The sequence below is a fragment of the Curtobacterium sp. VKM Ac-2852 genome, assembly GCF_013205045.1.
Classification (GTDB): domain Bacteria; phylum Actinomycetota; class Actinomycetes; order Actinomycetales; family Microbacteriaceae; genus Curtobacterium; species Curtobacterium flaccumfaciens.
Genome location: NZ_JABMLI010000003.1, coordinates 716,134 through 731,361, shown reverse-complemented (window position 1 = coordinate 731,361; position 15,228 = coordinate 716,134). Strand labels below are relative to the sequence as shown.

At 72.7% G+C, this 15,228-nt stretch carries 18 protein-coding genes; 6 read left to right on the top strand and 12 right to left on the bottom strand.

What is annotated here, in order from left to right; all coding sequences use genetic code 11:
* Positions 1-132 precede the first annotated feature (132 nt).
* The 3 genes from HQQ79_RS14570 to HQQ79_RS14560 are packed head-to-tail and all read left to right on the top strand — an operon-like array spanning position 133 to position 4,912.
* Positions 133-1,206, top strand: a complete 1,074-nt coding sequence (locus HQQ79_RS14570) for a 3-oxoacyl-ACP synthase III (protein WP_042537701.1) — start codon at positions 133-135, stop codon at positions 1,204-1,206.
* Positions 1,203-3,920, top strand: a complete 2,718-nt coding sequence (locus tag HQQ79_RS14565; RefSeq protein ID WP_367948107.1) for an alpha/beta fold hydrolase — start codon at positions 1,203-1,205, stop codon at positions 3,918-3,920. Before HQQ79_RS14570 ends, HQQ79_RS14565 begins: the two co-directional genes overlap by 4 nt.
* Positions 3,917-4,912, top strand: coding sequence for an NAD-dependent epimerase/dehydratase family protein (locus tag HQQ79_RS14560; RefSeq protein ID WP_173035153.1), 996 nt, complete (start codon positions 3,917-3,919; stop codon positions 4,910-4,912). Before HQQ79_RS14565 ends, HQQ79_RS14560 begins: the two co-directional genes overlap by 4 nt.
* On the opposite strand, the gene HQQ79_RS14555 is transcribed toward HQQ79_RS14560, so the two are convergent.
* The 12 genes from HQQ79_RS14555 to HQQ79_RS14500 form a co-directional block, all read right to left on the bottom strand.
* Complete coding sequence (locus tag HQQ79_RS14555; protein ID WP_367948106.1) at positions 4,888-5,541, bottom strand: gamma-glutamylcyclotransferase family protein; 654 nt, start codon at positions 5,539-5,541, stop codon at positions 4,888-4,890. The genes HQQ79_RS14560 and HQQ79_RS14555 overlap by 25 nt on opposite strands.
* 79 nt (positions 5,542-5,620) lie before the next feature.
* Positions 5,621-6,460, bottom strand: a complete 840-nt coding sequence (locus HQQ79_RS14550; protein WP_173034371.1) for a hypothetical protein — start codon at positions 6,458-6,460, stop codon at positions 5,621-5,623.
* Complete coding sequence (locus tag HQQ79_RS14545) at positions 6,450-6,989, bottom strand: sigma-70 family RNA polymerase sigma factor (RefSeq protein ID WP_173035151.1); 540 nt, start codon at positions 6,987-6,989, stop codon at positions 6,450-6,452. The genes HQQ79_RS14550 and HQQ79_RS14545 overlap by 11 nt, the downstream gene beginning before the upstream one ends.
* Before the next feature lie 119 nt (positions 6,990-7,108).
* Positions 7,109-7,525: an MFS transporter permease gene (locus HQQ79_RS14540; RefSeq protein ID WP_173035148.1), complete on the bottom strand. Its 417-nt coding sequence runs from the start codon at positions 7,523-7,525 to the stop codon at positions 7,109-7,111.
* Positions 7,522-8,349 carry an Asp23/Gls24 family envelope stress response protein gene (locus HQQ79_RS14535; RefSeq protein ID WP_173035146.1) on the bottom strand — a complete coding sequence of 276 codons (828 nt, stop codon included), beginning with the start codon at positions 8,347-8,349 and terminating at the stop codon, positions 7,522-7,524. The genes HQQ79_RS14540 and HQQ79_RS14535 overlap by 4 nt, the downstream gene beginning before the upstream one ends.
* A gap of 79 nt (positions 8,350-8,428) precedes the next feature.
* A complete protein-coding gene (locus tag HQQ79_RS14530) occupies positions 8,429-8,602 on the bottom strand; it encodes a CsbD family protein (protein ID WP_173035144.1) in 174 nt (57 codons plus the stop codon).
* A gap of 83 nt (positions 8,603-8,685) precedes the next feature.
* Positions 8,686-9,249, bottom strand: a complete 564-nt coding sequence (locus tag HQQ79_RS14525) for a hypothetical protein (protein WP_027465997.1) — start codon at positions 9,247-9,249, stop codon at positions 8,686-8,688.
* Entirely contained in the window at positions 9,246-9,821 is a 576-nt protein-coding gene (locus HQQ79_RS14520) for a DUF6286 domain-containing protein (protein ID WP_173035142.1), read from the bottom strand. The genes HQQ79_RS14525 and HQQ79_RS14520 overlap by 4 nt, the downstream gene beginning before the upstream one ends.
* A 9-nt stretch (positions 9,822-9,830) precedes the next feature.
* The gene (locus tag HQQ79_RS14515; protein WP_017885411.1) at positions 9,831-10,145 is read right to left on the bottom strand and encodes a hypothetical protein; all 315 of its coding nucleotides are present in this window, start codon (positions 10,143-10,145) and stop codon (positions 9,831-9,833) included.
* The gene (locus HQQ79_RS14510; RefSeq protein WP_017885412.1) at positions 10,142-10,333 is read right to left on the bottom strand and encodes a DUF2273 domain-containing protein; all 192 of its coding nucleotides are present in this window, start codon (positions 10,331-10,333) and stop codon (positions 10,142-10,144) included. The genes HQQ79_RS14515 and HQQ79_RS14510 overlap by 4 nt, the downstream gene beginning before the upstream one ends.
* The gene (locus tag HQQ79_RS14505) at positions 10,330-10,788 is read right to left on the bottom strand and encodes an Asp23/Gls24 family envelope stress response protein (RefSeq protein WP_071405961.1); all 459 of its coding nucleotides are present in this window, start codon (positions 10,786-10,788) and stop codon (positions 10,330-10,332) included. The genes HQQ79_RS14510 and HQQ79_RS14505 overlap by 4 nt, the downstream gene beginning before the upstream one ends.
* Before the next feature lie 169 nt (positions 10,789-10,957).
* Complete coding sequence (locus HQQ79_RS14500) at positions 10,958-12,178, bottom strand: AraC family transcriptional regulator (protein ID WP_173035140.1); 1,221 nt, start codon at positions 12,176-12,178, stop codon at positions 10,958-10,960.
* Positions 12,179-12,260: 82 nt separating this feature from the next.
* Between HQQ79_RS14500 and HQQ79_RS14495 the strand changes: the two genes are divergently transcribed.
* Genes HQQ79_RS14495 through HQQ79_RS14485 form a run of 3 tightly spaced genes read left to right on the top strand, consistent with a single transcriptional unit; the run spans position 12,261 to position 15,030 of the window.
* Positions 12,261-12,551 carry a metal-sensitive transcriptional regulator gene (locus tag HQQ79_RS14495; protein ID WP_027466001.1) on the top strand — a complete coding sequence of 97 codons (291 nt, stop codon included), beginning with the start codon at positions 12,261-12,263 and terminating at the stop codon, positions 12,549-12,551.
* A 32-nt stretch (positions 12,552-12,583) separates the two neighbouring features.
* Positions 12,584-12,802, top strand: a complete 219-nt coding sequence (locus HQQ79_RS14490; RefSeq protein ID WP_027466002.1) for a heavy-metal-associated domain-containing protein — start codon at positions 12,584-12,586, stop codon at positions 12,800-12,802.
* Positions 12,799-15,030 carry a heavy metal translocating P-type ATPase gene (locus HQQ79_RS14485; protein ID WP_173035138.1) on the top strand — a complete coding sequence of 744 codons (2,232 nt, stop codon included), beginning with the start codon at positions 12,799-12,801 and terminating at the stop codon, positions 15,028-15,030. Before HQQ79_RS14490 ends, HQQ79_RS14485 begins: the two co-directional genes overlap by 4 nt.
* The last annotated feature ends 198 nt before the right edge of the window (positions 15,031-15,228 follow it).

Genomic DNA, 15,228 nt, shown 5'->3' with positions numbered 1-15,228 from the left:
CGATCGAAGTGGTCGGTAGCCATCGTATGCAATATGTATTTCACATGCAATGCGTTGCCTGGATCCAGGGCCGTCCAGCGCATCCGGATCGCGCACACAGGCCAGATGCGGAAGTATGTGTCGGTGACGATCATGACGGAACGGCCGGTCGACCAGGCATCGAGCAGTGAACCGGAGCAGCCCGGCAACGCCACGGCGAAGCACCGGAACGTCTCACTGCTCTCCGTGGCGACCACCACTGCGGAGCGTGTGACGACCTCGGCCGACATCGAGGCCAAGCTCCGCGGGGTCCTCCGTCGGCTCCGTCTGCCGATGGGACTGCTCGAGCGCGTCGCCGGTGTCATCGAGCGCCGCAACTGGGGCGAGGGCCAGACCTTCCAGGACGCCGCGATCGACGCCGGCCGTCGTGCCATGGCCGAAGCCGGTGTCCGTCCGGACGAGATCGGGCTGCTCATCAACACCTCGGTGACGCGCCCGCACCTCGAACCGTCGGTGGCCGTCCGCCTGCACCACGGCCTCGGGCTGCCGTCGTCCGCCATCAACTTCGACATCGCGAACGCCTGCCTGGGGTTCGTCAACGCCATGAGCGTCGCCGCGGGCATGATCGACTCCGGGCAGATCAAGTACGCGCTCGTCGTCGACGGCGAGGACGCCGACCAGGTGCAGCTCAACACCATCGACCGTCTGAACCAGGGCGGCCGGAACCGCAAGGACTTCATGAGCGAGTTCGCCAGCCTGACCCTCGGGTCCGGTGCCGCGGCGGCCGTGCTCGGCCCGGCGGACCTGCACCCCGAAGGCCACCGGATCGTCGGCGGCGTCACCCGCGCGGCGACCCAGTGGTACGACCTGTGCGTCGGCAGCGTCGACGGCATGTTCACGGACGCGAAGATGCTGCTCAAGGGCGGCATGGAGCTCGTCGTCGCCGCCTGGACCGAGGCCCGAGCCCACTTCGACTGGGCCGACATGGACCGCTACGTGCTGCACCAGGTCTCCGACGTGCACACCAACGCCTTCGTCGAGGCGATCGGCATCCCGCGCGACAAGGTCCCCACCACGTACCAGCGGTTCGGCAACGTCGGCCCCGCGTCGATCCCGATCACCCTGGCAGACGAGGTCGCTTCCGGCGGCATCCGTCGCGGTGACCGTGTGTTCCTGGGGGGCGTCGGTTCCGGCATCAACACGGCGATGATGGAACTCCACTGGTGAGGTCCCGGCTGCCCCGCGTCGCCGCGAGCACGGCTCCGGCGACGCAGCCGCCCTCCCTGCCCGGCCTCGACCCGGCCTGGTCGCGTCTGGTCACGGTCCCCGCGTGGGCCGGAGATCGGACGGGAGGCACAGATCGCGCCGCGCGCACCTGGCACCTCCTCGACACGGCCGGGACCCTGGCCGCGCTCGGCGTGGAACCGGTCGGCACGATCCTCTGCGTGCACGGCAACCCGACGTGGTCGTACCTGTGGCGGTCGGTGCTCCGCACCTCGCTCGAGGTCGCCCAGGCCGGCGGCCCGGCCTGGCGTGTGGTCGCGGTCGACCAGCTCGACATGGGCTTCTCGGAGCGCACCGGCGTCGAGCGCGGACTGGCGCAGCGCGTCGCGGACCTCGGTGCGCTGACCGACGAACTCGGGCTGACCGAACCGGTCGTCACCCTCGGCCACGACTGGGGCGGCGTGGTGTCGCTCGGTTGGGCGGTCGACCACCCGGACGTCCTGGCCGCCGCGATGACGTGCAACACGGCCGTGCACCAGCCCGACGACGCCCAGATCCCCGCACCGTTGCGACTCGCCCTCGGTCCGGGGATGCTCGGCCGCGCGACGGTCGTGACCCCGGCGTTCCTCGAGACCACCCTGGCCATCGCGCACCCGAAGCTCGAGCGGGCCGTCGCCGACGGCTACCGGGCGCCCTACCGCGGTGCCGCCCGACGCGGTGGCATCGGCGGGTTCGTCGCGGACATCCCCGTCGACGCCCGTCACCGGAGCGCACCCGAACTCGACCGCATCGCCGCCGGGGTCGCCGCGCTCGACGTGCCGGTGCTCCTGCTCTGGGGTCCGCGCGACCCGGTGTTCCTCGAGCGCTACCTGGACGACCTGACCGAACGCGTGCCGCACGCCGACGTCCACCGGTTCGAGGGCGCCGGGCACCTGCTGCCTGATGACGCCGACGTGGCGGGCGCGGTGTTCGACTGGCTCGGTGACCGCCTGCCGGACGGTGGCCGTCCTGCCCAGGCCCCCACGGGCCTCCAGTCCGACGCCGTGGACCCGGGCCAGCCCGCACAGGCGACCCCGCCGCTCTGGGCGCGGCTCGACGAACTGCGCGAGAGCGACGAACCCGCGCTGGTCGAGATGGCCGCCGCCGGTGGCCCCCGCACGATCACGTGGCGGCTGCTCGCCCGACGGGTCGACGAGATCGCCGCAGGACTCGACGACCTGGGCGTCCGGAGCGGCGACCGTGTCTCGCTGCTGGTGACCCCCGGCGCCGACCTGACCGCCGTCCTGTACGCCTGCGTGCGGATCGGGGCGGTCGTCGTCGTCGCGGACGCCGGACTCGGACTCGGCGGCCTGACCCGGGCCGTCCGCGGAGCCCGACCGGACTGGATCATCGGCGCGCTGCCCGGGCTCGGTGCCGCGCGTGCCCTCGGCTGGCCGGGGCGACGCATCGCGACGGTCACGTTGCCCGCGCCGGCCCGGAAGGCGCTGCGCGTGGAGCACACGCTCGTCGACGTCGCCCGCTGCGGCGCCCGCCGTCTCGCGCACGGCACGGCGCTGCCGACGGCCCCGTCGCCGGACGCGCCCGCGGCCGTGCTCTTCACCTCGGGATCGACCGGGCCGGCGAAGGGTGTCGTGTACACGCACGGGCAGCTCAGTGCCGTCCGGGACGCCCTGGCCACCCAGTACGACGTCGGTGTCGGCACCGGCCTCGTCGCCGGGTTCGCACCGTTCGCGCTGCTCGGCCCGGCCCTCGGGGCGCGGTCGGTCGCGCCCGACATGGACGTCACCGCGCCGCGCACCCTGACGGCGAAGGCGGTCGCGGCCTCGGTCGCCGCGGCTGACGCCACCGTGGTGTTCCTGTCGCCGGCGGCCCTGGCGAACGTCGTCGCGACCGCGTCGGAACTCACCGACGCCGACCGCCAGGCGCTGCGGGGCGTGCGGCTGTTCCTGTCGGCCGGGGCTCCCGTCTCGGCCGCGCTGCTCACCGCGGCGACCGAGCTGATGCCGAACGCCAGCGCCCACACCCCCTACGGCATGACCGAGGGGCTGCTCATGACGGACGTCGACCTGGACGGGGTCCGTGCCTCCGGCCGGTCCGGTGACGAGGGGATCTGCGTGGGGGTGCCGGCAGCGAACGTCCGCGTCCGCATCGTACCGCTCGACGGTTCCGGGCGCTCGACCGGAGCCCTGACGGACGAGCCCGGGATCACCGGCGAGATCGTCGTCGCGGCTCCACACGTGCGCGACCACTACGACCGGCTCTGGCGCACCGACCGGGTCTCGCGCCTCGGCGTCGACGACCCGCGTGGGCACCGCACCGGGGACGTCGGGCACCTGGACGGCGCGGGACGGATCTGGGTCGAGGGCCGGCTGCAGCACGTGCTAACCACCCCGGACGGGGTCGTCACGCCGGTGGGGCCGGAGCAGCGGATCGAGGGCGTCGACGGTGTCGGACGTGCCGGGGTCGCGGGCATCGGACCGATCGGCACCCAGCAGGTGGTGGCCGTCGTCGAGACCGACCCTGCCGTGCGCCGGCCCGGGCTGGCGTCGCCGTCGCTCGCCGCAGCGGTCCGTGCCGCCGCCGGGGTGCCACTCGCCGCGGTGCTCGTCGTGCCCGTGCTGCCGACCGACATCCGGCACAACTCCAAGGTCGACCGCACCCGGCTGTCCCGCTGGGCCGGCTCGGTGCTGTCGGGCGGAAGGATGGTGTGCCCGTGAAGGTCCTGGTCACCGGGGCCAGCGGGTTCCTCGGGCAGGCCACCGCCGCAGCCGTGCGGGACGCCGGGCACGAGGTCCGGACCTTCCAGCGCCGTCCCTCCGGGGTGTCGGGCGTGCAGGACGTCGCCGGGACGATGACGGACGACGCTGCGATCGCCCGCGCGGTCGACGGGGTCGAGGCGGTCGTGCACCTGGCCGCGAAGGTGTCGCTCGCCGGCGACCCGGCCGACTTCGCCCGGGTCAACGTCGAGGGGACCCGCTTACTGCTGGCGGCCGCCCGTGCCGCCGGCGTCGCGCGCTTCGTCTTCGTGTCGTCGCCGTCGGTCGCGCACACCGGTTCGTCGCTCGTCGGGGCCGACGCCGGTCCGGCCGAACCGTCCCGTGCGCGTGGTGACTACGCCCGCACCAAGGCCGCGGCGGAGCTGCTGGCACTCGGTGCCGACGCCCCGGACTTCGCCGTCGTGGCGATCCGGCCGCACCTGGTGTGGGGTCCGGGGGACACCCAGCTCGTCGGACGCATCGTCGAGCGTGCCCGAGCCGGACGGCTCCCGCTGCTCGACTCCGGCGCTGCGCTCATCGACACGCTCTACGTCGACAACGCCGCGACGGCCATGGTCGCGGCACTCGAACGAGTCACGGACGACGGCGTGCACGGCAACGCCTACGTGGTCACGAACGGTGAGCCCCGACCCGTCGCCGTCCTGCTCGCCGGCATCTGCACGGCGTCCGGCGTCCGGTCGCCGCAGTGGCACGTGCCGGCTGCCGTCGCCCGGGCAGCGGGGTCCGTGGTCGAGACTGTCTGGCGCGTCCGACCGGGCGAGGACGAGCCGCCGATGACCCGGTTCCTGGCCGAGCAGCTGTCGACCGCGCACTGGTTCGACCAGCGGCGGACCCGGCAGGAGCTCGGGTGGACCCCGTCGGTGTCGATCGACGAGGGGCTCGAGCGACTGGCCGCAGCGGCCGCGCTTCAGGCTTCGTCGGCGGCGACGTAGACCCAGGCCGTCCGACCCGAGGCGAGTGTGACCCGCACGCGCTGGTAGTCGGCGACCTCGTACCCGTCTACCGCGCGGAGCTGCCACTCGTACCCGAGAGCCAGGGCCACCCCGTCGACGACGTCGTCAGGAGCACCGCGGCGCAGGATCGGGTGCTGGTTCGAGCCGCTCGTCCGGATGACGTCCGGGTCGGTGATCGTCACCCGGTCGAGCCGCCAGCCGGGCAGGGAGTCCGGGGTGGTCGGGACATGCTCGCCGAACAGTGACTCCTGCACGAGGGGCTGCTGGAGCGTGCCGTAGGAGAACACCCGATGGGTCTGGCCGGGCAGGTGCGCGGGTCGCCGGACCGGCTTCGGAGCGATCGTCGGTGTCGAGGTCCAGACGAGTGCACCCGCGAGCCCGGCGAGTCCGAGGTGGAGCAGCCCGATGACGGCGAGGACGCCGCCCCACAGGATGCTGCTGGTGTCACCGGGGCACGCGTACTGCAACCCGTCGTCCTCGGCGTCGACGCAGGTGGCTGCGCCGTTGCCGATCCCGACGGCGATGGCGATGATGCCGACGACGAGGCAGACGAGCGCGAACGCGCCGAGACCGATGACCCAGCGCTGGCCGGGGGAGAGACGCTTCACGTCGCGAGGGTAGCGGACCGGAGGCGCGGACCACGCGAGCCGATCGGCTCGCGTGATCCGCGCCTCCGGTCCGGCGACGTCACCCGCAGAACTCCGTCGGCGGGGACTGATCGACCTTGCTCACCCAGACCGATTGCGCTCGGTCACCGGAGCCGACCGGCGGGAAGCGGAAGCTGACGAACACGCCGTCGATCGTCGTGGTCCAGCCGCCGTAGGGCGAGTCCGACGGCTGGGCGTCGTCGTTGCCCGGCTCCGTGTAGTGGAGGTCGGGGTACGCCGCCCGCAACTCGGCGAGCGTGCTGCCGACCCCGAGCCCCGCAGCCGTCGTCGGCCCCGCCACCTCGTCGGTGTTCATCCCGACCATGACGCTCGCGATCGTGCCGTCGTCCGCCTTCACGACGGTCAGTCCCGCCTTGTCGGGATCGTCGGAGTACCAGAACACGACGTTCGGGTTGAGGCACCCCTGGTCCGCCCTCAATACGCCGGTCAGGTCGTCCGTCTCGGCGGCGTACTCCCCGCCGAGCGCGATGGGCCCCACCTCGCTGCCGGAGATCGTCCACGTGTCCGGATCGGACAGCGAGTACGGCGCCCGGGTCGACGTCGGCGTCGGCGTCGGGGTCGGGTTCGCCGTGGGCGTCGGGCCGCCCACGACCGGGGCCCCGGACGAGGTCTCGGTCGGCGACGGCTCGGGTGTCGTCGTCGCGGTGGGGGCGGGCGCGGTGGTGATCGACGTCGGGATGAGGCCGAGCGCGACCCCGCCGCCCGCAGCACCGAGCAGCAGCACCCCGACGACACCGATCGCGATGCCTGCACGGCGGCCTCGTCGCTTCGGGCGAGGGGTGGCCCGCTCGAGGACGTTCTGCTTCATCGAGACGAGCATGCGCTGCAGGTCGTCTCCCTGGGGAGGTTCAGTGTTCATCGTGCGTCACCGCCTTCTTGAGTCGTCGGCGGGACCGGGAGACCCGCTGGGTGACCGCCCCGACGCTGAGTCCGAGCAGTTGTGCGGCTTCCGCGTAGGAGTACCCCTGCAGCAGGCAGAGTTCGCAGATCCTGCGGTCGGTCTCCGGCAGCGCGGCGATCTCGGCGCGGACCCAGCGGAGCTGCTCGGATGCCTCGGTGGTGTCAGCGGGGGCGGCGAGGTCGAGGGGGAGCTCGTCGCCGGCGTGCTTCTGGTTGCGCCGTCCCAGGTTCTTGGCGTGGTTGCGGCACACCACCAGCAGCCACGGCAGGAGTGTGCCGGTCGGGAGCTGCAGGCCCTCGGCTCGCTGCCAGAGCGTCAGGAACGTGTCCTGGACCAGCTCTTCGACGTCCTGCTTGCTCCCCGCGATCGCCCAGGCGTACCGGGTGAGCGTCGGCGCGAACCGGTCGAACGCCGTCGCGAGCGCTGCTCTGTCCCCCGAGGCGAGGCGCCGTGCGAGGCCGGCGTCGTCTTCTGCGGTGTTGTCCACGGTGCTCCCTTCACTACGACAATGTCGTGAAGAGGCCGAACATGACACGGATCACGACGCGAGTCGTCCGTGTCGTGATCCATGTGTGATGCGCCGGAGGCGTCAGCGGTGTCGGCGCGTCAGCCGGTGAAGCGGTTCCAGAGCTCGGTGACGATCGGCCAGACGTCACCGGCGCGGTCGGCGGACCCGATCGCGACGAGGACGATCGGGACGATCGTGACGGCGATGGCCACGAGGACGGCGAGCACGACGGCCGAGGCTGCGGTCGCGGTGTGCCGTCGGGTGAAGGCGAGGACGAGCAGCGCGAGGACGACCAACGACCCCGCGATCGTGATCAGTGCCACCCGCACGAACGGGAACGGCACGAGTCCCGAGGTGGTCGCCGTGACGCCGCCGAGGAACCCGACGAGGGGCAGGAACGCCCCGAGTGCGGTGCCGAGGACCAGGACCACGCCGATGCCCGAGGCGATCCACACGCCGCGTGGCCGGGGACGACGGAGCTTCGCCCGGCGGTTCCCGGACCAGGCGGTGGTCACGGCTGCGCCCGGCGGTGCCGGGCGACGTCCGCGTCGGCCGCGGCCGCATCGGCGGAGCCGGCAGCGGCGGCAGCGGCGTCCTCAGCGGCGTCGGCTGCGTCGGACGCGGCGTCGGCGGCCTGCTCCGACGCCCGTGCGAGCGACTCGGCGGCGGAGTCACGCACGTCCTCGGTGGTGTCGGTGGCGCTCTCGACGACGCGCTTCGTGGTCTCGGCGGTGGCGTCGGCAGCGCGCTTCGAGGCATCGGCGGTGGCGTCCGCTGCGCGCTTCGTCACGTCGGCGGTCGCTGCGGCAGCACGCTTGGTCGCGTCCGCCGTGGTCTGGGCCGCCTGCTTGACGGCGTCGCCGGTGGTCTCGGCGGCCTGCTCGACGGCGTCGGTCGCGACCTCGGTCGCGCGGCCCAGCGGTGACTGCTCGTCGTCGAAGGGACCGTGCACGTCGAGGACGCGGACGTCCACGCTCGTCGGGAGCTCGGACAGCTGCCGCGTCGCGGCGGTCACCTGCTTCCGCACCTCGTCGGCGACGTGCAGCACCGGCTCCGGGTAGCTGACGACGATGGAGACCTGCACGCCGAGTGCGCCGTCGTCCTCGTCGACCTGCACGCCGGCGGCGCCGGCGCTCCGGCCGAGCTGCTTGCGGAGCTGGTCGGCTGCACGGGCGGCGATCCCACCGAGGTGGTGCACGCCGGGCACGCCGAGTGCGGTCTCCGCTGCGGTCCGGGCGACGATCGTGACGGTGCTCGCGTCGTCGGGCAACGGCTCCGTGAGCTCCGCGGGCAGTGCCACCTCGGTGACCTGCTTGTGCGCGTTCGGGTCGTGCTGCATGGTTCTCTCCTCGTTCGGGTTCCGCCGGAACGCATCGGGGCACCCGACTGCGCGAGTGCCCCGACACGGTTCGTGCGACCTACTTCTTGAAGACGTCCTTGACGTCCTCGCCGGTCTGCTTCGCGCTCGCGGCGGCCTGCTCCTTCTTGCCTTCGGCGACCTTGGAGTCGTCGTTGGTCAGGTTGCCGACGGCTTCCTTCGCCTTGCCGGCGAGGTCCTGGGCGGCGTTCTTGATCTTGTCGTCGAGTCCCATGACGGGTCCTTTCGTGAGTGGGCGGTGCGCCCGGTGGTGTGGTGGTGGGCCGGGAGGCCCGGGGTGCGTCCGGCTGACGGGTGTCAGTGGACGCGGGTCGACTTCGCGAGCGCGGAGCGGGTACCGCCGGTCAGGTGCACGAGCACCGGGACCGGACGGCCGAGGGTGCGGTCGAGGACCGCGACGGCTCGGTCGACGGCGTCGAGCACGGTGACGGCGTCCCCGCCGCGGCGGACCGCGACACGGATCCGTGCGGCGCGCTGCCGGCGGACGAGGTAGGTGTCGACACGGGAGCCGACCACGTCGCGGACACCCGCGAGTTCGTGCTCGAGGACGTCCCGGACGAGTGCGACGTTGATCGTGACGGCGTCGTCGCCCGAGTGCTCCCGCACGGCGACGGACGTGCCGCCACCACCGCGGGTGAACACCCACACGAGCGACAGGACGATCACGAGGACCGCGGCCCCGGCGACGATCCACAGCGCGGACGCGGGCACGTCGAGGCTGCGGGGGAGGTCGACGTACGGCTTGACGGCGTCCTGGACGGCAGGCAGCACACCCGCGCCCATCGCGATCCCGACGACCACGGCGACGAGGCCGAGGACGAACAGGATGATCCGGTTGAGGGTCCGGTTGCTCTTGGTCATGCGAGGGTTCCCTTCTCCTCGACCCGGACGCGGACTCGTCGGCCGAATCGCTCGTCGAGGCCGCTCAGACGCTCCACGACGGCGGCACGGACGCTCGCCTCGTCGACCGGCACACCGGTGACGGGGACGATGCGGACCTCGGTGGAACGGCCACGGGCGGTGGCGGAGGCGTTCCCCTCGGGGACACCGGCCGCCATGCCTGCAGCGTTCGCCGCGGTGGAGGCGAGGATGCGGGCGTCGATGACGACCGCACCACGCTCGTGCTCGACGAACGATCGGTGCTGGCGGCCGGGCTTGAGCGCCAGGACGACCAGCACGACGCCGAGGACGACGAGCACACCCGCGATGACCTCGACGATGGTGACGAACACGGCGTCCGGACGGAGCGCCGTGTCGACCACGGTCTGGGGGTCGGCGACCAGCGGCGGGCGTCCGATGGCGCTGAGCACCGCCTCGGTGCCGATCCAGGCGGCCACCAGGGCGAGCACCACGAGTGCCACCGCCACTGCTGTGGAGCGGGAGCGGTGCACGCTCCGACGACGGATGCGTCGTTCGACGGAACCGTTGCTCATGATGGCCTCCTAGCGGGCACGGGACTCGTGCTCGCGCACGATCCCGGTGAGTTCGATGTGGGCACTGCCGACGCGGCGCCCGGTCAGGTCGCTCACGCGACCCTTGACCTGGTCCGCGATCCGGATCGACCCGGAGACGATGTCGTCGCTCGCGGCGATCGGCCCGGTGATGTCGAGCGACAGTGCTCCCGACGCGTCGCCGAGTCCGACGCGCACCCGCTTGGCGGGGGCGCCGAGCCCTTCGGCTGCGACGGCCCGCGCCAGCGAGGTGAGCGCGCGTGCGGTGATCTCGACGCGGCCCGGGACGTCCGGGCCGGCGTTCACCGGGAGCTCCGGCGTCCGGTCAGCACATCGGTCAGGGCACCGCGGTCGATGCGACCGGTGGCGAGTGCGGCCACGAGGGCCCCGATCGCACCGAACACGATCACGAGCACGAAGCCCCAGAACCCGAACTGCAGTGCCACGACGGCGAGGACTGCGCCGATGAGGGCGCCGATCAGCGTGTTGCTCATGCGACTCGGGCTTCCTTCTTCTCGTCCTCGTTGTCGTCGTCGTCACCCGGGATGTAGACGTCCTGGACGGTCACGTTGACCTCGGCGACCTCCATGCCGACGATCTGCTCGAGGGCACGGGCGACGCCGGCACGGACGCCGTCGGCGACCTGCTGGAGCGACACCGGGTACTCGGCGACGATCACGATGTCCGCGGCGACCTGCTTCTCGCCGACCTCGACCTTGACGCCCTGACCGAAGTCGCGCTGGCCGATGGCGTCGCGGATCGCGCCGATGGCACGGGCTGCGCCGTTGCCGAGGGAGTGCACGCCGTTGACCTCGCGGGCGGCGATGCCGGCGACCTTCGACACGACGGTGTCGTCGATGACGGTCTTGCCGGTGACGCCGCTGGTGCCGGCGTGCGAGGTGGCACGGGTCGCCGTGGTGGCCGGGGTGGGGGTGGTGGTGTCAGCCATGTTCGTTCCTTCCGTTGACCCGCCGGGCGTTCCCAGCGGTTGCTGTTCACGGATGAGACGGGCTGTGGAAGAGATTCGTCACACACGACTTCTCGGATTCGGCTGCTTTCCAGGGAACCCCGGAAATCCGGGGATGTGCGTGTACCCCCGGGGTGTTCCGTCCGGCCGTTCAGCCGTTTCCGGCCGCGCCGTTGCGCTCTGCAGCGGCCCGCATGGCACGGACACAGGCCATCGGGGACTCGCCGCGCTCCTCGCGGAAGAGCTGTTGCAGCCGTCGGGGGAGCACCCCTGCGGCGGCCGCGATGTCGTCGAGCGTGAGCGGGTCGTCGAGGTGCTGCTCGATGTACGACACCGCGCGACGGACACGCCACGACGCCTTGCCGGCCTCCGGCTGCGCCGCGAGTGCTGCGCGCTTCGTGGTGGCCGGGTCCTCACCGAACCGGTTGCGGTAGGTCTCGGCGAACCGGCCCGGGTTGGTGAAGCCCCAGCGGCGGGCGATCGCGGCGATGCCGGAGGACACGAGCGGACAGTCCGCCGGGGCGACCGGGCCGCTCCGGTCCGCGCGGAGCAGCTCCTCGCGCACCCGGTCCAGGCGGTGGTCGCGCAGGAAGCGGTGCGGGGTGGTGTCGAGCGTCCGGGCGAAGACGTCCTGCAGCCCGCGCTGGCTCAGTCCGCAGGCGGCGGCGATGGTGGGGACCGAGGGGCGTTCGGCGGCGTGCAGCTCGATGAAGCGGATCGCGTCGCGGAGCCGGTTCGCCACGGGGACGTCGTCGCCGCGGTTCCGGATCGGGAACGTGTCGAGGATGACGACGGCCAGCCGGCGGTTCAGCGCGGTCCGCATCGGCCCGAGCACGCGCTCGTCGACCAGGGCTGGCCCGAGTTCACGGATCAGGTGCCGCAGGGGTTCGCGCCGGGCAACGACGTCGTCCTGCTGGTCGAACAGCAGCGGGCCGTCGGGCAGGCGGTAGCCGAGGTCGCGGCCGACGCTCCGCAGGAACCGGTCGGACACGTGCACGCCGTTGTAGACGGTGCCGTCGGACTCGAACCGGTAGGCCTCGGACGCCGACGCGATGTACGGGCTGCCCGGCTCGACGACGCGGGTGCGGTCGGCGAAGTGCATCTCGAGCCGGCCCTTGGTCAGCCAGAACACCACGTGGTCGTCCCGCACGCCGATGACCCCGCCGCGTCGGCCACCCTCGGCACGCATGGTGCGCAGCGACAGGTCGTCGTCGCCCACGACCGTGTACTCGTACCGGGTGTCGTCGGTGGCGAAGGTCTCGGAGGCGAAGTCCGAGCCGCCGTACTCGGCCGTGAAGATCTCGGAGTAGTCGGAACCCTCGCCGTCGGAGAACCGCAGCCGGCGGAATCCGTTCGTCGTCGAGGGGTCCATGCGCCGATCATGCCACCGGTTGCGCTCGGGCGGGAAAGGAATACCCTAGGGGGGTACCGTATTGAGAACGGTGGAGGCGGACATGCACGAACACGTCGGGTACATCGGCGACAAGGACGACCTGCTCAAGCGACTCCGTCGCGCCGAGGGGCAGGTGCGCGGCATCGCGCGGATGGTCGAGGACGAGACGTACTGCATCGACGTCCTGACCCAGATCTCGGCGGCGAACCGGGCGCTCGAACGCGTCGCGCTGTCGCTGCTCGAGGACCACCTGGCGCACTGCGTCGCCGAGGCCGTCGCCGAGGGCGGGGACGCCGCCGACGAGAAGGTGCGCGAGGCCAGCCAGGCGATCGCCCGGCTCGTCCGCTCCTGACCCTGACGACCCACCACCGAGAAGGAGACACCATGACCACCGAAACGCTGCTCGTCGAGGGCATGACCTGCGACCACTGCGTGATGAGCGTCACCGAGGAGCTCACCGAGGTCGACGGGGTGTCGGGCGTCGACGTCCGACTCGTCCCCGGCGGATCGTCCGAGGTCACCGTCAGCTCCGCGGCACCCGTCGACGCGGACGCCCTCCGCGCCGCCGTCGCCGAGGCGGGGTACGAGGTCGTGCGCTCGTGACCGACCGCACCGTCGAACTCGACATCACCGGGATGACCTGCGCCTCGTGCGCGAACCGCATCGAGCGGAAGCTCGGCAAGCTGCCCGGGGTCACCGCCACGGTCAACTACGCCACCGAGAAGGCGCAGGTGCAGGTCGCCGCGGACGGTACCGCCGACCCCGAGGCGCTCATCGCCGCGGTGGAGTCGGCCGGGTACGGCGCCACGGTGCCGGCCCCGCCCGCCGCTGCTGACGCCGACCCCGCGGTGGACGAGGACCCGACCGGCCCGCTGCGCCGGCGCCTGGTCGTGTCCGCCGTGCTCGCGGTGCCCGTCGTGGTGCTCTCGATGGTGCCGGCCCTGCAGTTCCCGAACTGGCAGTGGCTCGCCCTGACGCTCGCCGCGCCCGTCGCGGTCTGGGGCGCGCTCCCGTTCCACCGTGCCGCGTGGGTCAACGCCCGGCACGGTGCCGCCACCATGGACACCCTGGTGAGCGTCGGCGTCCTCGCTGCCTTCGGGTGGTCGCTGTACGCCCTGTTCTTCGGCGACGCCGGCGCGACCGGCATGCACATGACGTTCTCGTGGTTCGCCACGGACCCCGAGGCCGCCGACCTGTACCTCGAGGTCGCGACGGCCGTGACGGTGTTCATCCTCGCCGGCCGGTACATGGAGGCCCGCGCGAAGACGCAGTCCGGCGCCGCGCTCCGGGCACTGCTCGAACTCGGTGCCAAGGACGCCACCGTCCTGCGCGACGGTGGCGAACACCGCGTGCAGGCCTCGTCCCTCGTCGTGGGTGATGTCGTCGTGGTGCGACCCGGCGAGCGGATCCCGAGCGACGGCCTGGTGCAGGACGGCTCCTCGGCCGTCGACCTCAGCATGCTCACCGGTGAGTCCGTGCCGGTCGAGGTCGGCCCGGGCGACCGGGTCACCGGCGCGACGATCAACGTCGGCGGCCGGCTCGTCGTCGCGATCACCCGCGTCGGCGCCGACACCGAGCTCGCCCGGATGGGTCGCCTGGTCGAGGACGCCCAGACCGGCAAGGCCGAGGTGCAGCGCCTGGCCGACCGCGTGTCGGGTGTCTTCGTGCCGATCGTCATCGCGCTCGCCGTGCTGGCCTTCGTCGGCTGGCTCGTGTTCGGCGGCTCGGTCACCGCGGCCTTCACCGCGGCCGTCGCCACCCTGATCATCGCCTGCCCGTGCGCCCTCGGGCTCGCCACGCCCACCGCCCTGCTGGTCGGGACCGGCCGAGGCTCCCAGCTCGGAATCCTGATCGGCGGTCCGCAGGTGCTCGAGCGCACCCGCGGCGTCGACACCGTCGTGCTCGACAAGACCGGCACCGTCACCACGGGGTCGATGACCCTGCGGTCGGTCACCGCCGTCGACGAGACCGAGGACACCGTGCTCCGGCTCGCCGCCGCGGTCGAGGACGGCTCGGAACACCCCGTCGCCCGTGCCGTCACCACCGCGGCCCGTGCCCGAGGCGTCGACCTGCCCGAGACCGAGCAGTTCACCGCGACCGCCGGCGCCGGTGTGCAGGCCGTCGTGGACGGCGACGTCGTCCTGGTCGGCACGACCCGCTGGCTCGCCGACTCGTGGTCGATCACCCTGCCCCCGGTGCTGTCCGACGCCGTCGACCGCGCCGAGGTCGACGGGGGAACAGCGGTCGTCGTCGCCCGGAACGGCACGGCCCTCGGTGTGGTCGTCGTCGGCGACACGGTGAAGCCCGAGGCTGCCGACGCGATCGCCCGCTTCCGGGCGCTCGGCCTGCACCCGGTGCTGCTCACCGGCGACAACGACGGTGCCGCACGTGCGGTCGCCGCCCGGGTCGGCATCGACGAGGTGCACGCTCGCGCGACCCCGGCGTCGAAGCTCGAGACCGTCCGCCGACTGCAGTCCGAGGGGCGGAGCGTCGCGATGGTCGGCGACGGCGTGAACGACGCAGCGGCGCTGGCCGCGGCCGGCCTCGGCATCGCCATGGGGGCCGGCACCGATGCGGCCATCGCGGCGAGCGACATCACGGTGGTGAGCGGCCGGCTCACCGTGGTCGCGGACGCCATCCGGTTGTCGCGCGCGACGCTCGGCGTCATCAAGGGCAACCTGTTCTGGGCGTTCGCGTACAACGTCGCGGCGATCCCGCTCGCGATGGCGGGGCTGCTCAACCCGGTGCTCGCGGGTGCGGCGATGGCGTTCTCGTCGGTCTTCGTCGTGACGAACAGCCTGCGGCTGCGTCGCTTCGCGGCGCAGCCGTGAACCCGGCGAGCCGACCGAAGCCGTGAACCCGGCGAGCCGGCCGCAGCCGTGAACGCGACCGGCCGGAGGCGTGACGCGCGCAGCGAACGCGAGCCGCGCCTCCCGGCCGACTGTGCGCACCACCTGCCGGAGCGCACTACGCTCGAAGACGGTCCGCGACGCAGCGCTGCGTGACCCGCGGGCTGTACGTCTTGAACG

Excerpts from the sequence above, each read along its gene's own strand:
- HQQ79_RS14570 (WP_042537701.1), top strand. The coding sequence starts at position 133 with ATGACGGAACGGCCGGTCGACCAGGCATCGAGCAGTGAACCGGAGCAG.
- HQQ79_RS14550 (WP_173034371.1), bottom strand. The coding sequence starts at position 6,460 with ATGAACACTGAACCTCCCCAGGGAGACGACCTGCAGCGCATGCTCGTC.
- HQQ79_RS14535 (WP_173035146.1), bottom strand. The coding sequence starts at position 8,349 with ATGCAGCACGACCCGAACGCGCACAAGCAGGTCACCGAGGTGGCACTG.
- HQQ79_RS14530 (WP_173035144.1), bottom strand. The coding sequence starts at position 8,602 with ATGGGACTCGACGACAAGATCAAGAACGCCGCCCAGGACCTCGCCGGC.
- HQQ79_RS14525 (WP_027465997.1), bottom strand. The coding sequence starts at position 9,249 with ATGACCAAGAGCAACCGGACCCTCAACCGGATCATCCTGTTCGTCCTC.
- HQQ79_RS14520 (WP_173035142.1), bottom strand. The coding sequence starts at position 9,821 with ATGAGCAACGGTTCCGTCGAACGACGCATCCGTCGTCGGAGCGTGCAC.
- HQQ79_RS14510 (WP_017885412.1), bottom strand. The coding sequence starts at position 10,333 with ATGAGCAACACGCTGATCGGCGCCCTCATCGGCGCAGTCCTCGCCGTC.
- HQQ79_RS14505 (WP_071405961.1), bottom strand. The coding sequence starts at position 10,788 with ATGGCTGACACCACCACCCCCACCCCGGCCACCACGGCGACCCGTGCC.
- HQQ79_RS14500 (WP_173035140.1), bottom strand. The coding sequence starts at position 12,178 with ATGGACCCCTCGACGACGAACGGATTCCGCCGGCTGCGGTTCTCCGAC.
- HQQ79_RS14495 (WP_027466001.1), top strand. The coding sequence starts at position 12,261 with ATGCACGAACACGTCGGGTACATCGGCGACAAGGACGACCTGCTCAAG.
- HQQ79_RS14490 (WP_027466002.1), top strand. The coding sequence starts at position 12,584 with ATGACCACCGAAACGCTGCTCGTCGAGGGCATGACCTGCGACCACTGC.